Raw genomic sequence first — 14,507 nt, 5'->3', positions numbered from 1 at the left:
TCTCTAAGGTTGTGAGGAGGTCAGTATTGTCTAGGTTTACTAGGGAACTTCTCTCGCGGAGGGTTCCCCTTTAAGGTACCTTGATGACATTCCTAGCCTTACTGATGTGAAGGTTAGGTTATCCTTGAATAGATATAGAAAGTATAAAACAGTTAAACCAAATAATGCAGCGGAGGCCTCCAGGTTGACGAAGCGTAAAAAGTAAGACGCCCCAGTTATAAGGGGTATGGGCGTTACCTTTTGGTAGTTATACCTGGAGGTGGAGTACACTATACACCCGAAGAAGTACGGTGCCATTACCCCTAAGGCAAATGAGTGAACCGTCTCCCCTAAAAGGGGTGACAAAGAGGTCACTACCAATGAGGCTAAAATAGTCGAGACGGAGGACAAGTTGAATTTCATCTTCTTAGTCTTCCAGAGGAGCCAGAGGAGATAGCCTAAAACTACTACGGGTAATAACTTATGGGATAGCAGGGTTAAGAGGACTAGCACGAAGATTGGGGTCTGCTCAACGCCAAACTTAGCCTTCACCCCCAAATTAGCTGAAAATACACCCATGTTTACCCCCAAAAGGTAAAGAAGAAGGGAAACTACTAGTAGCCAGTAACCGTAGATGGGATATAACAACCACGATACTATGGACGCCGCAGGAGAAGACAGGACTAAAGCGTTCACGGGGAACCTCCCACCATAAGATCTCACATCCCTGATACCCCATATCTCCACAGCGAGCAGAGCCAGGGAGGCCAAAGCTTGAGAGGGGTACATTGGCAGGCCAAGTAAGAACAAGGCCATGACCTGGAGGGGTAGGTACTTCTTGGCAGGGAAGAACAGCCTCATGATCATACCGAAGTAGAGGGAGTAGCTCCCTATCATCATGAAATATGGATGATATCCTTGGCTTAAGTTAAGGGAAACTCCTCCTAGAAACCAGTAAAGAAGACCCACTAAGATGAACGGGATGTTAACTCCCCATGGCTCTATTGCCTCAATCTTCTCGGGCATAAGTTCAATACGACACGTTCCTTTTAATCCCTTAACCTAATCAGTAAGGTGGTCCAGGCTAATTCTCAGGTATTATGAACTCCAGGTACTGCTTTAATGCAACTGCGTTATTCCTCTTCTCGTCCCTGGCTGAGAAAAGCAAAGTGACCATTTTCTCCTTCTTCACAACGTCAATTAACTCTTTCAAGGCAGGATTAGTCTTCAGTTCGCCAAAGTATTTGGCCTTAAACTCCTCCCATTTATTCGGATCGTGGGAGAAAAACCTCCTAAGCTCGTCCGACGGTGCAATTTCCTTAAGCCAGATATCAACATTCGCCTTCTCTTTACTGAGTCCCCTCGGCCATAACCTGTCCACAAGTATCCTTATACCGTCATCTGGGGACGGGCTCTCGTAAACCCTCTTAACTTTAATAGTCAAGATTTATCATAATAAATAGACTAAGACGTTTAAATATCCTACACCTAACTTTTTAGGGCCTATTAACGTGGAGAGTAAAGGACTCCTCTTTCCCTAAAGCATTCCTGTAGGTAATCCCTCACCTTATCGGCCTTAAACCCCGTGCAAGTCGTGGAGATAACTTTTCCATACCTAGTGTCAAAGGAAATGTTGCACACCAGCTTGTAGTTGGTGGATTTTAGCTCAATATCAGAAACAATTGAAAATTTTACGTTAACACTAAAGATAACCTTAATTCCGTCCACTATAACCAAAATATCTCCCGCTTTTGTAGTCTTTACAAAGGCGCACGAGAATATCTCGTCTAGGTTCATTCTATCAACACCGTTAGGTCGTCCTTGCACTCCAACTTCTTGTTCTTGTACAGCGGGGATACAGAGTCCTGAATCTGTTTTGCTATACAGCTGATGTACTTATCATATTCTTCAGGTATATGAATAATTTCCAGGAAGTACATCTTTCCTGAAAGAAATAGGGGAGGCTCATATGAGCCTAAGTTTGACTTGGAATCCACATAGTCCACATAAAGCGTATTTCCCTGGGTCTTAAACAAAAGAATTATGTTTTTTTCAAATGCCAATTTTCCTTTAATTTGAGAGGGGTAGAATAACTCTCCCCTCCTCTTCACCTTCACTAACATTAACCGAACATCTCCTTCTGAATCCTTGCGTAAAGGTAGAGTACTCCTATCTGCATCACGCAGAGGGCCATGATGGAGATTATGAAGATCAAGATGTCTAAAGGTGGAGAGAAAGCTATCCAATAAGCAGAGTATATTATTAACGCTAAAATGCTCTTAATCAGTCCGTAATATTCCGCATATTTTAGGCTCATACTTATCATGCCCAAGATAAGCGCGTTGAAAACACCTGAGATTAGGGGGACAGCAGTAAGTATTGCCTTGATGTCAGGGTTAGCTATGGGAAGCTGTTTAATGAGGAGAATGGAGAATAGTGATATGGATAAAATTACGTTCACTGAATATAGAACTGAAGAAGATATTAAAACCGCCCTGTTGAGGGATTTCAGATCCATTTAGCCTTCAAAATGATAATATAGAAGATCTAGCTAATAAACTTCTATTCTCAATGTTTTCCTGACCAATATAAATTAAAATTTTTAAGTATAACTGATTATTACATAACATTCCTGAAAAGTGTACACTAAGAACATCTTTTACTTAAAAGATGAACGAGGAAATGGGAATAAATTTAAAAACTATTTATCTTATGTATAAATTTTTTATTTTGATTTAGTTTTCATATAAAGAAAGATAGCAAATCTAGCTGGATTAGGACATTTTTTGTCAATAAAATACTTGTTCTCTTCAAAAAGAGAGTTCTGAGCGTCATGTTATCTCAGTCCTTACGTTAAGGCCCTTTGTCTCCTTTCAGGTCTTAAGAATTAGACCCTAAATGTTAATCAGAGGATACTTTTGATGGGAAACCGTCTGCACTTTAGATCTAGATAATCATGGACATGTTTAAAAGGCCAGGATATGCCTATCTCCTTAGGGATGGGAGAAGACAAGGGTTGAAATCGGCGAAGTCACTCCCTTTGGGGCAAGAAAAAGTCGGATTAACTAAAGTCCTCTACTTATCAATTTTCATAAATTAGTCACGTTAAACGTAAATAGTAGATATTTATTGAGGTCATACACCGGAATGTAAATCCCCCTTAACTCCTCTTCTATAGCTTATCCTCTCACGGAGGTAACTTCTAATGTCATAAAACTCTATATTATGATGAGGACACTCCTCAACGCAGTCTCCAGAACCTACGCACCTCAAGGACTTAAACTCTCCTCTCTTTATAAAGGAGGATCTCATGTCCGTAAGACCTACAGGGCACGCTAAAGCGCAGTCCACAGTCTTACAGTTAAGACATTTATTTGGGTCTTTAACCCTTAATTTAAAGAAGCCTAAGTACCCCATCACCTGATTGAAACTTCCCCAGGCGCAAATCCCAGTGTTTACACAGGAGTAGTTACCCAGAAAGGGCATTAGTATAAACTGGACGTACCAAATGAGGTTGAAGTAAAGGGTAACATACAGCATTGTCGGGTCCTGGCCTAGAATGGAGAACGAGATTACTTTTTCGTAGTTAAGAAAGGAGAGCGCAGAGAATGATATTAGAGATAACCAAGTCAACAACATGACAACTTTGTACCACCTTTTAATCTTTGACGTTAGCGTTTTCCTTCCTAGTTTTGAGCTTCTGTTGTATTTCTTCATGGAATCCATGAAGGTGCCTTGCAACATATAAGGAGCCGCACAGGTCACTGAACATATCTGCCTACCACCGAAGAGAAAGGAAAGAACCGCAGTTACCGCATAAGTACCAATAATACCTGTTAGTAGATAGGAAGGTTCAACGGGTCCGTACGTTCCAATACCGTTAAACCACATATACGGGATGTACTGTACTTCACCGGAAATTGGGGAGAAAGTGGGTAACCAGATGCTGTAAAACGTGTAAGAGAGCATCATTAGTGCGAACCTCAGTACGTTCTCCCTACTTCTTAACTCCAATATTCTAAAAATACCAAGAACTCCTAACCAAATTCCCATATTTATCATAAACCATGGACTTGCTGTTACGCTAGCAAAGGTCAACACAAGGTTAGAGAGTGTAACTTCAAAGTTTGTTAAACTCAGTCCTACAAATACCGATGCAGGACCTAAGATAGTTGCGCTTTCTACCCAAGAAGATGTGAAGGCTGTGAATAGGAGGAGGAAAGCCAATCTTCGGTTATTTAGATAGCTTGTTTTCCTTGTTGTGTAGAGCCTCCTGAAAACTAAGGAGATCACTCCCACAGATAGGATTACGTAAACTGGCAGTCCAAGGGTCTCGCATAAAAGGTAAACAGAGAAGGAAAGGGTAGTAAAAATGAGATATTGCAGTAAGTAAACCGGGTTCGTTGATGGGTTATTTCTGCTATAATAAACTCTCTGAAAGCCCAACCCTATGGTTATTGTGGAGATCAAATCTGCCAATAGAGGCTGAAGGATCAACATAAGTTCTACAAAGATTAGTTCAAAGTTGTAATATCTAAGTATCAAGAATAATTTGTCTTGAATAAATCTTAAAAAATTTGACTTCTTATCCATTTCTTCCCCATCTCATTTAAATCGGATATGGATAGACGTTGGGGTCGCTGAAGTATAGCAGCATGTTGGAGTTCGCAGAGGTGAGTAACTGAGAAGGTGAGGTAATACCTGGAACTACCACCTGGACTCCAGGCTTTCCGAGGGTCTGCCATATCGGATTGTTACCGTTTGCTAACACCACCGAGCTGGATTGGGTAGTCATGGCGTTCTCTAGAGCTTGGATGTTGTTGAGACAGTTGGCTGTAGGATCAGTCAGGTTCGATGGAACTATGGCCTGGCACTGCCCTGTTATGGGGTTGGGGAATATGTTGGGATCGAACACTAACACTACCACTATATACCAAGGTATTGACTGATTGGTGGTGAAGGTTACTAGGTGACTGTGGGCTGGAGTGGGCAAAACTCCTTCAGGTAGTCCGAAGACTCCGTTCTGTATTCCAAGGTGTTGTTCCACTGCAGTGAAAGCTGGCGAGTATATAAGGCTCATGTGATCTGGGCAAGCGGTTTGGGTCAACGCGGCACCACATTGGGTCAATATGGTGTACGTCGTGTTATTGTAGGTAAATGTTGGGAACCCTTGTGCAGTTGCTCCAAGTTTGGTGACCCCGAAGATCGAAAGTCCCGCAAAGGCAGGTACTAATACGAACACTGGAGCTGCGTTCTTGGGGAATGCAGACATGTTACTAGCCCCGACTTCGCATCCCATAGCAACATTGCTTTGGTTCACCGCGTTAGGGAAGAACTGAGTAGCGCTCGGCGTGCACATGAACTGGGAGGTGTACAGGAATGATATTACATTCCCGTTATAGAAAGCTCCGCTGGAGTTGACTGTAACAGGTCTGACTACTGTTACTGTCCTATTTACTACTATTGTTTTATTGATTATTTGAGGTGGAGGAGGAGTTGTTGTGGTATTACTAACGACTGTGGTTGTGGTAGGTTTGGTCAGGTATAGGGCGAAGCCGACTGCAGCTATAACAATTAAAAGAATAGTTACACCTGCGAATATTAAGTTTGATACGCCCTTTGACCTATTCTTCTTTTTCATTTCATTTCACGCTAAGATAAGATCGAAAAGTTTGATTAAAACAAATATTAGAAAACTTCTAATTACTATAGGTCATAGATCTCCTATAATAGTTAAAAGAATTTTAACGTAACCTATTATCTTTATTATGATAGTTGACACACTATGAATAACCTAGTAAAAGTAGGATTTCTACTAATTATAGTATTATTAGTAATTGGTATCCTTGTTTCTTTTCTAAATAATACGACAGGATCGACCTTAATAGGAGCTCAAGTGTCAGGCAATGTCTATGAGCAGTTGGTCTCTCTGAGCGACCAAGGGTACAACGTTACCGCTCAGTCCAATCTGAACACTCTTCAATATAATTTTTCCTCCGTCAATGGTAAGCCAGCAGTTATATATGTAGGGGCTGAATGGTGCCCCTTCTGCGGGGCGGAGAGATGGGCCCTGATATTGGCTCTTTTGAGGTTTGGGAACTTCACCAACCTAGAGTACATGCTTTCCAGTTCATCAGATGAGTACCCAAACACTCCCACTTTTACTTTCGTAAATTCCACGTACACGAGCAAATACGTAACTTTTTACCCAATAGAGTATCAAAATAGGCAACATCAGCAGTTGGAGAGCGTTCCTTCGGCCGTTTATCAGATGTGGAAAACCTATGCAAACTTCAATATCCCATTTGTTATCATAGGTTACTATTACCAGGTAGGGACTCCCATAAACCCTGGTTTACTCTCTGGGAGGAACTGGAGTTACGTCATACTACAACTCCATGACCCTAACAGCCCTATTTACAAAGAAGTGTATGCCCAGGCAAATCTAATTACGATGTACATCTGTAAGGTTGACGGAAATAATCCAGCTAGCGTTTGCGACCATTTTGACCCCAACACCACAATGGACCCCATGGTCTATGGGGTTCAGGTGTCTCAAAAAGGATGGGGAAATTCTTCGGACTTGTTATTTCCACCCCTAGTTGTCTTAGAGTGGAGGAAGAGATAGCTCTGACTATATAGAGAAAATATTTACTCTAATTTTTGTCTGTTTTGATTAAAACCTATCCGTAAGGTTCAACCTAGAGTAGTGAAAGAATTGTCCTCTGAAGGGACGAGGGGTTTAAGGCAACTTGTTGACTAAACATACTCTAGAAGAAAATGCACCAAATCTTTGGGGCATCTTAAAGCTGTGACCATGTATTTGAAATCCCAAATTATGGAGACTCTGGTTAATTATAAATTTCATAGAGGCGTCATCCCTTATGCGTAACTGACAAAGGAAGGACAAGCCTCGCAGGGCGGGGAGGAGGTCAGAAATAATTAAAGTATCAACTTCAAACATTCCCGCATGGAAAGGGGTCTAATCCTAGACGTTCACTCACACATTTTAACCAAAAGCTACATAGATTTCATGAGCAAGCGCGGCTACTTGAAACCTTCAGGTCTAACCGTCTGGGGTAGAAACTATCCAGTGAATAAATTTCTCCTGGATCTCGACGAAAAATTAAAGGACCTGAAGAGTTTAGGGGGTGAGGTAATTCCCTTTCTCTCAATTCCTCCACCATGGACCTATTTCTTACCCAAGGAGGAAGAGGTGAGGTTGGTTAAGGAGGTTAATGACGAGCTTGCCAAGATGGCGAGTGATAGGATCAGGACCCTAGCCACGTTGCCTATGACAGACGTGAACGAGGCCATGGGAGAGGCAGAGAGAGCCATAAAGGATCTTGGGATGGACGGGTTCATAGTGGGAACAGGTCTTAACGTGGAGACCATAGCCGATGACAGGTTCGAACCCTTGTTAAGAAAGCTGGCAAATCTAGGGAAACCCGTATTCCTTCATCCAGGGACCTTAATCTTAGGCCTAGACGAGGGGGCCATGAGCTCCACTGTAAGTTATCCTTTTGAAACTACATTCGTTCTGGCTAAACTAGGTATAAGGGGTATATTGAGGGAGTTTAACCTTAAGCTTATAGTGCCCCATGGAGGAGGATATCTACCATATCAGCTCGGTAGGTTTGACATGCTATATGAGACGGGGAGATCAAAGTTTAAACTCAGCGAGGAATTGAATAACGTGTTCTTTGATGTCGTAGTGTACCATAAGATGGAGTTGGAACTATTATATAGGAGGTTTGGAGTAGATAAAATGTTGTACGGGACTGATCATCCATTCCCAATCTCTAGGCCAGCCCTGTTCGCCAGAATTGTGGAGGAAACCCTACCGAAAGAAAAGGAGAAGGTCTTCTACCAAAATGCTAAAAAACTATTTGAATTGAACTGGTTATAAGAAAAATTATAAAATTAATTAGTTAATTAGTTCAGAGGTGACCCACAGCCCATGCAGAACCTAGCGTTACTTGGGTTAGAGTACCCACAGTTATTGCATGTCTTTTGCTGGTTTGGATTCGACTGAGGGTACTGGTACTGGTTTGGATTCGACTGAGGGTACTGGTACTGGTTTGGATTCGACTGAGGGTACTGGTACTGGTTTGGATTCGACTGAGGGTACTGGTACTGGTTTGGATTCGACTGAGGGTACTGGTACTGGTTTGGATTCGACTGAGGGTACTGGTACTGGTTTGGATTCGACTGAGGGTACTGGTACTGGTTTGGATTCGACTGAGGGTACTGGTACTGGTTTGGATTCGACTGAGGGTACTGACCCATACTCAAAATTCTTTCAATCTCCTTCATAATGTCTCTCTCTATTTCAAGGTTCCACAGGCTTTCAGCACCTTCAATCGCGAGACCAACCGGTCCTAAGATTAGATCTCCTATGACCGCGTCTATTGCGCCCTCAGCCTTGATCCAGTTCGCCATTCCCGTGTTTACGTCCAAGTACCCAGGAAACTGAGTTATTTTTACGGTGAAAGCTCTATCAGCCGCAAATAAGTGTCTCAGGAAACCCGTCTTCTTAGCTTGAACCACAACCTGGTTACCCGACGGAAAGTACTGCGCCTGATAACCTTTAGATATAAACCATTGATACAACTGTTGACCTAAATACTGGAGGTCTACATTTACCCCTTGGAAAGTTTTGTTCATGTCATGAAATGCACTATATTCCTAAATAAATCTATTCAAAATAGTTTAATTTGGGTCTTCGTCATTATAGTGATAAAGGAAGGACAAACCTAGCCTTCAAGTCGGGGAGGCGGTCAGTCCGTTGTTATTAGACTACATCTATAACCTAAGGGGGCTTGAGTAGGTTGAGCTGACTATAGAGACGTCATTCGTTTTAACCTGACTTCTACTCCCCCATGAAGGGTGAATCTTTTCCCAACTTTGTAAACCAGCAGCCCTTCAATCAAGGCTTGAACACCATGTCGTAAATCAGAAGAAGGGCTATAACTGTATAAAATGCAGAGAGGTACCTCATTCTCCTTAAGAAAATCGCTAAATCTCCAACGTAAGTTAGCCTCCAGTGGATGAGCTCTCCCACCCCCAAGACTGGGGCCATGGCAAATGCAGGATACACCCAAGAAGGGAATCCCAATTCCATCCACATGAAGAGACCTGTAACGGTCATAGCGACCAAGGAGGCGATCTCCACATATACTAATTTCCTATACGCTAGGAGCAACCTCGAGTCGTCAGACTTGCCCCATTGGAGAACGTAATAAGCTCCCGTAGTTAACCCTCCCCATCCTATTAAACCTATCATGTGGACAGCAAAGGCTATTTGATACAGCATTAGTTATTGAAGAGATGAACATGTTCTTCTACTTTTGTTCAGGACGTTAAAATTTCTTGCCAGATGTTCATCTCACGATTTCCCTCAGAGGAAACTAATCGTGATGCTAATCTTGAACGACTAACCCATGCGTGGAGAAACCTCATTGAAATTCCCTAGCCCTGGTGTGATCGCGGGTCTAATCCTAACAAGTTCGAACCCATGATCCACAGATGAGGGCTAGACATTCAAGCCCAGGTTTCCGATAAATCTTATATATCTACCTATCTAATATATCACATGACGACAATTCTAATTGTAAGACATGGTGAGAGCGAACCCAACACAGAGGGAATAGCTGACGAGAACAGAAAACTGGTGAAGAAGGGAATAAAGCAAATGAGGAGAGTAGCCAACTTCATTGAGGAGATGGGATACGAGGTTGAACAAGTAATCACTAGTCCGCTTTTGAGAGCTGCGCAGTCGGCCGAGGTTATACTAGAGGAGCTAGGTCTAGACCTTAGACCTGAGGTCACTGAAGAGCTCAGCCCGAATATGGACCCCACGGCTCTGGCCGAGAAGCTTAAGGAGAGGCAGGGTACGGTACTCGTTGTCGGTCACGAGCCGTCCCTCTCCAGGTTAGTGAAGACTTTGACCAACAGTGAGGTAGAGCTCAAGAGAGGAGGATTGGCGGTGGTTGAGGTAGACCAAGTGGAGAAGAAGACTAGACTTGAGCTACTTCTAACCCAAAAGGTAATGAAGCTGATTTAGATGGACGAGGTCGCGGTAATAGACCTAGGGTACAACTCCATTCGTCTATCCCTATTCCAAAGGGGTGAAAGGAACACCTTCAGGACATTGGGTAGCATGAAGGAGTTTACCAGGCTTGGGGAAGGCGTTGACGAAGGAGGTGAGATCAGACAGGAAAAAATAGAGGAAGCGGAGAGGGTGATGATAAAGTTCAGATCCGTGTTGGAGAGGAGGGGTGTGGAAACTGTCCACCCGTTAGGGACAAGCGCGTTCAGGTTGGCTAGGAATGGGGAGGAAGTCTCCAAGAGGCTCTCTAAGGCGTTGGGCTGGGAAATTCAAATAGTACCAGGAGAGGAGGAGGGAAGGCTGGCAGCATTGGGGGCCCTAAACTCCCTACCCTTTACTGATGGGGTGGTCTTTGAGCTAGGGGGAGGATCCCTAGAGGTGATCTACGTGGAGAATAGGTCTCTGGGGAAGATATTCCACTTCCCACTAGGGGCACTGAAGCTTACAAAGACCTTTGGATCCGAGGATGGGATGAGAAAGGAAGTGAGGAATTACCTCTTCTCCTTACCAAGCTGGGTAGTTCCAAACATGGTGGGCTCTGGCGGTAACGTCAGATCCATAGGCAGATTGCTGATGAGGATGGATGGTATGAAGTTTTCCCACGTTCATGGCTACAAAGTGACCCATGAGAAGGTCAAGAGCATAAGCAAGACCCTATGGTCCATGAACCTCCAGGAGATCTCCTCACTCCCCGGGATAGGGAAGGAAAGGGCACCCACGGTAAAGGCAGCCATCGTTGTCATTGAAGAACTGATGAGTCTATTTGATGCTCCTTCCCTTCTAGTTTCGGAGTTTGGGATGAGGGAGGGTAAGGTGATGAGGGGTGAGGAACAGTCGGTCGCAGAAATGAGGGACGGATGGTTAGAGTCCATGGCTTACTTCATGAATGTGAGGCCTCCCAGAGAGATAAGGCTGGAGGCTGAGAAGCTGACCGGATCTGAGATTGCAGGGATTTCCGCTTACGTCTCCCACATTTTTATGGAAGTAGGCTGGGACGACCCCTTTGATGCGTGTTATAGGTACCTGACCTATTCCCTTTTCCCAGGATTTCAGAAGAGGGACCTAGGCATCGTTTCCCTTGTGTGTAAGGGGGCTTCTTCTAAGGTGAGGAAAAAGGACCTTCAAAGGCTGGGGGTGGACTCTAAGTTGGAAAAGATAGAGGCCATGTCAAAGGTCGTGAAGACTGTAGTGAAGAAGTTTCCATTGGGTGTCTATTGATGTCAGGGAAAGTGATAGCCTTTGAGGGAATAGACGGCTCAGGGAAATCCAGTCAAGCTAAGCTCCTAAAGGACTGGTTGGAGACAAAGGTTGATACTTATCTCACAGAGTGGAACTCTTCGGACTGGATACATGAGGTAATAAAGGAGGCTAAGAAGAAGAACCTCCTTACCCCACTGACCTTTAGCCTAATACACGCCACTGACTTCGCTGATAGATACGAGAAGCTTATCCTCCCCATGTATAGGAGCGGTTTCACCATTGTATCTGATAGGTACGTTTACACGGCTTACGCTAGGGACTCCGTTAGGGGTGTGGATCTGAATTGGGTCAAAAGGCTTTACTCCTTCGCCATAAAGCCGGACATCACCTTCTTCATCAGGGTCACCCCTGAGATAGCCCTTGAGAGAATAAAGGAAAATAAGCGTGGAATTAAGCCGCAGGAGGCTGGAGCTGACGTTTTCCCTGGACTTGACCCTGAGGAGGGTTTCCTTACATATCAGGGAAAAGTATTGGAGCTCTACGATAAGATTGCCATGGAGGAAGGCTTTGTCATGATTGATGGGAACAGATCCCCTAGGGAAATCCAGGTTGAGATAAGGAAAAGGGTGAGCGAGCTGTGGAAGGTAAGATCATAGCACTCGAGGGTTCAGAGGGGTCCGGTAGGACCTTTCACGCTAATGCGTTGAGGATGTACCTAGAGGAACAGGGCTATGGGGTAGTGACGTTCGGACTGGGCTTATCGAAGCTCATGGGAGAACCGTTAGCCAAGAAGAAGAGGGACATAGTTTTCCAAAGGAGGACTCTATTCCTCTCTTACGTTACTGACCTGGCGGATCAGGTCGAGAATTTGGTGAAACCAATGATAAAGGCCGGTTTCCTTGCCTTAGCGGACGGGTACACTTCTACCCTCATTGCATGGGGACTAACTAGGGGGCTGGAGATAGATTGGATGAAGGACGTCCTGAGCTCCCTCCCTAAGGCAGATATTAGCATAGGTTTAACCTCGACGCCTGAGGAAGTTATCAGGAGGATATTGCGTAAAAAAGGGAGCTTGGACCCCTTAAGTTCTGGGATAGATATCTGTATCAATGAGGAGCTGTTCTCGTCCTACAGACAGTATCTAGAGCAGTTCCAGAACCACCTTAAGACGTTGATGACTAATTCCTTCATGGTGGACACCACCAGGAACTACGAGGTGGTTAGGAGTGAGATCGTTAAAATTATTGGGGATAGAATTGATTAGGCCCGAGGACTACGCCAATGAGCACTTGGGAAATTTCTTGGAGATCATTGGGTTCTCCCAAGAGAGCGTTCATGACGCTAGGGTTGAGCTAAGGAGGTTCTACGTTGTGGCTAAAGCTCTTTACCCCCTGCATGGAGACTACGGGCTCATTGATCTTACAAGGGGGTTGCTGAAAGATTTAGGCAAGGTGAGGGACATGGATGTCCACGGATGTCCTAAAATAGATAGGGACAAAGTCGTCGCTAAGACCTTGAGATTATCCGGTTTCCTAACCCGTCTTCCCAAACTTTACGGATCAAGATACCTAGTGGCTCAGAACCTTTTGAGCGCCTTTTTCCAGGCTAGGGAAGCGACGGACTTCCACCAATTGAGGAAAGTGTTAAGGGAGGCTAGATTCTTGTCGGAGAGTTTGGGCATTGAGGCTTACTCCCTCAAGGAGGTAGTGAAGGAGATGGGGGAAATGAGGGACAACGTAAGGAGGAGCTTGTGTGAAGGCGTTCAGTCCAGTCTTCAATTTGATGAGAGTCTGAAGGAAAGGGGAGTGTCAGCTGTAAGAGAACTCCTGTTGTCAGACCACGAGTTTCACCATATAAAGGCTAGAATTTTAAATCCTAGAGGCTGAGGATCTAAGAGGTTCTTTACGAGGAAGGACGGGCATTTCCCTTTTGGGCTGGGCGGAGATCTGAAAGATTAAGAAATTGAATCTTTTTCTCATCTTGAGAACTGGTTGCTAACCTAACGACGCGACAGTGGAAACTGAGGTTTAACTGCTCAGTTATCTCGAGAGACAAAGAGATCCGATGTGTTTGTTGACAAAGTGAGGACAACCCTCGCCCTTCAGGGCGGGGAGGAGGTCAGATCCGTTCTTCACCACCAGTGTGGAGTTTCCTAGGACGCTCTCACAAGTTTTTAAACATAAATCCAAAATTTCCGAGAGAACATCATGGTTAAGGTCGCCATTTTGGGCTCAGGAAACATTGGTTCTTCCTTGATATCATCTGCAATATCCAGAGGATACGAGGTAATAGGCACAGGTAGGACTGACGTAACCTTGCGGAGAGTATTGGAGTTGGGAGCTAAAGCCACATCCAATAACCAGGAGGCCATTTCGACTTCCGACCTGATTCTCATAAGCGTAAAGCCACAGCATTTCCCTGACTTAGTGAGGGGGACTACGAGAAACATCTGGAGGGATAAGGTAGTAGTTTCAGTTATGGCCGGGGTTAGGCTAGAGACGCTCAAAAGAATCATGGAAGGCGCGTCGGTGTTCAGAGCTATGCCCAACATTAACGCCACGGTAAAGATGTCCACGACGGCTTTGACTGGAGATGGTAGAGGGAAGGAGCTCGTTGAGACGTTCTTTAAGGGCTTAGGATCAACCTATTGGATAAACGAAGATTTTATGGATGTTTGGACAGCGCTTATAGGAAGCGGTCCAGCCTTCGTTTCAGAGATAATTGATAGCTTAGTTCTTGGTGCAGTAGCGTCTGGTATGCCAAGAGAACTGGCGTATTCAGCGGTATTGGACATGCTGGAGGGAACGGCGAGGAACTTGAGGTCCCATAAGGGCCACCCCGCTGAGGTTAGGGATAACGTAATTACTCCTGCAGGTACTACGATTAGGGGACTGAAGGTAATGGAGGAGAAGGGGGTTAAGGCTGCGTTAATTGAGACCGTTGAAAGCGCTAGCAAGAGAGCTAGCGAGTTGGGGAGAGTTATAGATGGGAGAATTAAAGAAGATACGGAGAGATGGTAAATTCTCTGAATACCTTGAACTGGACCTCCCTCTAGGTGTAGATCCATGTCGGTTGACAACAGGTTAAAATAGAGAGGGAACCTGACAAAAGAAGGACAAGCCTCTCCCTTTAGGGTCAGGTAAAAGCTTTCTATTTTTCAATGGGGTACTATTACTAAGAGAGAGGGAAAGGAGACCCAAAAGGGAAAATAAAAATC

17 protein-coding genes are annotated in these 14,507 nt (G+C 44.4%); 8 read left to right on the top strand and 9 right to left on the bottom strand.

The annotated features are described in order from the left end of the window. Nucleotides 1–39 precede the first annotated feature (39 nt). The 7 genes from GWK48_RS00270 to GWK48_RS00240 all read right to left on the bottom strand — a co-directional run bounded on the left by GWK48_RS00270 (nt 40) and on the right by GWK48_RS00240 (nt 5,620). Nucleotides 40–1,005: a hypothetical protein gene (locus GWK48_RS00270; protein WP_246263842.1), complete on the bottom strand. Its 966-nt coding sequence runs from the start codon at nt 1,003–1,005 to the stop codon at nt 40–42. A 58-nt stretch (nt 1,006–1,063) separates the two neighbouring features. Next, on the bottom strand, nt 1,064–1,423 hold the full coding sequence (locus tag GWK48_RS00265) for a DUF488 domain-containing protein (protein WP_174628535.1): 360 nt from the start codon (nt 1,421–1,423) through the stop codon (nt 1,064–1,066). Nucleotides 1,424–1,485: 62 nt separating this feature from the next. Beyond that, nucleotides 1,486–1,776, bottom strand: coding sequence for a hypothetical protein (locus GWK48_RS00260; protein WP_174628534.1), 291 nt, complete (start codon nt 1,774–1,776; stop codon nt 1,486–1,488). Further along, nucleotides 1,773–2,102, bottom strand: coding sequence for a hypothetical protein (locus GWK48_RS00255; RefSeq protein WP_174628532.1), 330 nt, complete (start codon nt 2,100–2,102; stop codon nt 1,773–1,775). The genes GWK48_RS00260 and GWK48_RS00255 overlap by 4 nt, the downstream gene beginning before the upstream one ends. Continuing rightward, nucleotides 2,102–2,497: a hypothetical protein gene (locus GWK48_RS00250; protein WP_174628530.1), complete on the bottom strand. Its 396-nt coding sequence runs from the start codon at nt 2,495–2,497 to the stop codon at nt 2,102–2,104. Before GWK48_RS00250 ends, GWK48_RS00255 begins: the two co-directional genes overlap by 1 nt. A 617-nt stretch (nt 2,498–3,114) precedes the next feature. After that, nucleotides 3,115–4,479, bottom strand: a complete 1,365-nt coding sequence (locus tag GWK48_RS00245; RefSeq protein WP_174632364.1) for a 4Fe-4S binding protein — start codon at nt 4,477–4,479, stop codon at nt 3,115–3,117. Nucleotides 4,480–4,588: 109 nt separating this feature from the next. Further along, nucleotides 4,589–5,620 carry a hypothetical protein gene (locus tag GWK48_RS00240; RefSeq protein ID WP_174628529.1) on the bottom strand — a complete coding sequence of 344 codons (1,032 nt, stop codon included), beginning with the start codon at nt 5,618–5,620 and terminating at the stop codon, nt 4,589–4,591. A gap of 144 nt (nt 5,621–5,764) precedes the next feature. Here GWK48_RS00240 and GWK48_RS00235 point away from each other — a divergent pair, with 144 nt between their 5' ends. Together GWK48_RS00235 and GWK48_RS00230 are read left to right on the top strand one after the other, a co-directional pair. After that, a complete protein-coding gene (locus tag GWK48_RS00235; RefSeq protein WP_174628528.1) occupies nt 5,765–6,607 on the top strand; it encodes a DUF929 family protein in 843 nt (280 codons plus the stop codon). Nucleotides 6,608–6,949: 342 nt separating this feature from the next. Further along, nucleotides 6,950–7,888, top strand: a complete 939-nt coding sequence (locus tag GWK48_RS00230) for an amidohydrolase family protein (RefSeq protein ID WP_174628527.1) — start codon at nt 6,950–6,952, stop codon at nt 7,886–7,888. A 26-nt stretch (nt 7,889–7,914) separates the two neighbouring features. On the opposite strand, the gene GWK48_RS11340 is transcribed toward GWK48_RS00230, so the two are convergent. Beyond that, nucleotides 7,915–8,646, bottom strand: coding sequence for a zinc ribbon domain-containing protein (locus GWK48_RS11340; RefSeq protein WP_246263841.1), 732 nt, complete (start codon nt 8,644–8,646; stop codon nt 7,915–7,917). A 262-nt stretch (nt 8,647–8,908) separates the two neighbouring features. Beyond that, a complete protein-coding gene (locus tag GWK48_RS00220) occupies nt 8,909–9,295 on the bottom strand; it encodes a hypothetical protein (RefSeq protein WP_174628526.1) in 387 nt (128 codons plus the stop codon). Nucleotides 9,296–9,574: 279 nt separating this feature from the next. Between GWK48_RS00220 and sixA the strand changes: the two genes are divergently transcribed. From sixA to proC, 6 genes are all read left to right on the top strand, one after another. Further along, a complete protein-coding gene (gene sixA / locus GWK48_RS00215; protein WP_174628525.1) occupies nt 9,575–10,045 on the top strand; it encodes a phosphohistidine phosphatase SixA in 471 nt (156 codons plus the stop codon). After that, nucleotides 10,046–11,308: a Ppx/GppA phosphatase family protein gene (locus GWK48_RS00210; RefSeq protein WP_174628524.1), complete on the top strand. Its 1,263-nt coding sequence runs from the start codon at nt 10,046–10,048 to the stop codon at nt 11,306–11,308. After that, on the top strand, nt 11,308–11,946 hold the full coding sequence (gene tmk, locus GWK48_RS00205; protein WP_174628523.1) for a dTMP kinase: 639 nt from the start codon (nt 11,308–11,310) through the stop codon (nt 11,944–11,946). Before GWK48_RS00210 ends, tmk begins: the two co-directional genes overlap by 1 nt. Next, entirely contained in the window at nt 11,928–12,554 is a 627-nt protein-coding gene (locus GWK48_RS00200) for a dTMP kinase (protein WP_174628521.1), read from the top strand. Before tmk ends, GWK48_RS00200 begins: the two co-directional genes overlap by 19 nt. After that, nucleotides 12,517–13,176, top strand: a complete 660-nt coding sequence (locus GWK48_RS00195; protein WP_246263840.1) for a CHAD domain-containing protein — start codon at nt 12,517–12,519, stop codon at nt 13,174–13,176. Before GWK48_RS00200 ends, GWK48_RS00195 begins: the two co-directional genes overlap by 38 nt. A 321-nt stretch (nt 13,177–13,497) precedes the next feature. Then, entirely contained in the window at nt 13,498–14,310 is an 813-nt protein-coding gene (gene proC, locus GWK48_RS00190; RefSeq protein ID WP_174628520.1) for a pyrroline-5-carboxylate reductase, read from the top strand. Nucleotides 14,311–14,507 lie beyond the last annotated feature (197 nt).

This window comes from Metallosphaera tengchongensis (assembly GCF_013343295.1).
Taxonomy (GTDB): Archaea; Thermoproteota; Thermoprotei_A; order Sulfolobales; family Sulfolobaceae; genus Metallosphaera; species Metallosphaera tengchongensis.
Note: the sequence above shows the minus strand (reverse complement) of the source record. Positions and strands in the feature narration are given on the sequence as shown.

Excerpts from the sequence above, each read along its gene's own strand:
- GWK48_RS00270 (WP_246263842.1), bottom strand. The coding sequence starts at position 1,005 with ATGCCCGAGAAGATTGAGGCAATAGAGCCATGGGGAGTTAACATCCCG.
- GWK48_RS00260 (WP_174628534.1), bottom strand. The coding sequence starts at position 1,776 with ATGAACCTAGACGAGATATTCTCGTGCGCCTTTGTAAAGACTACAAAA.
- GWK48_RS00255 (WP_174628532.1), bottom strand. The coding sequence starts at position 2,102 with ATGTTAGTGAAGGTGAAGAGGAGGGGAGAGTTATTCTACCCCTCTCAA.
- GWK48_RS00250 (WP_174628530.1), bottom strand. The coding sequence starts at position 2,497 with ATGGATCTGAAATCCCTCAACAGGGCGGTTTTAATATCTTCTTCAGTT.
- GWK48_RS00245 (WP_174632364.1), bottom strand. The coding sequence starts at position 4,479 with ATGTTGATCCTTCAGCCTCTATTGGCAGATTTGATCTCCACAATAACC.
- GWK48_RS00240 (WP_174628529.1), bottom strand. The coding sequence starts at position 5,620 with ATGAAAAAGAAGAATAGGTCAAAGGGCGTATCAAACTTAATATTCGCA.
- GWK48_RS00235 (WP_174628528.1), top strand. The coding sequence starts at position 5,765 with ATGAATAACCTAGTAAAAGTAGGATTTCTACTAATTATAGTATTATTA.
- GWK48_RS00230 (WP_174628527.1), top strand. The coding sequence starts at position 6,950 with ATGGAAAGGGGTCTAATCCTAGACGTTCACTCACACATTTTAACCAAA.
- GWK48_RS11340 (WP_246263841.1), bottom strand. The coding sequence starts at position 8,646 with ATGAACAAAACTTTCCAAGGGGTAAATGTAGACCTCCAGTATTTAGGT.
- GWK48_RS00220 (WP_174628526.1), bottom strand. The coding sequence starts at position 9,295 with ATGCTGTATCAAATAGCCTTTGCTGTCCACATGATAGGTTTAATAGGA.
- sixA (WP_174628525.1), top strand. The coding sequence starts at position 9,575 with ATGACGACAATTCTAATTGTAAGACATGGTGAGAGCGAACCCAACACA.
- GWK48_RS00210 (WP_174628524.1), top strand. The coding sequence starts at position 10,046 with ATGGACGAGGTCGCGGTAATAGACCTAGGGTACAACTCCATTCGTCTA.
- tmk (WP_174628523.1), top strand. The coding sequence starts at position 11,308 with ATGTCAGGGAAAGTGATAGCCTTTGAGGGAATAGACGGCTCAGGGAAA.
- proC (WP_174628520.1), top strand. The coding sequence starts at position 13,498 with ATGGTTAAGGTCGCCATTTTGGGCTCAGGAAACATTGGTTCTTCCTTG.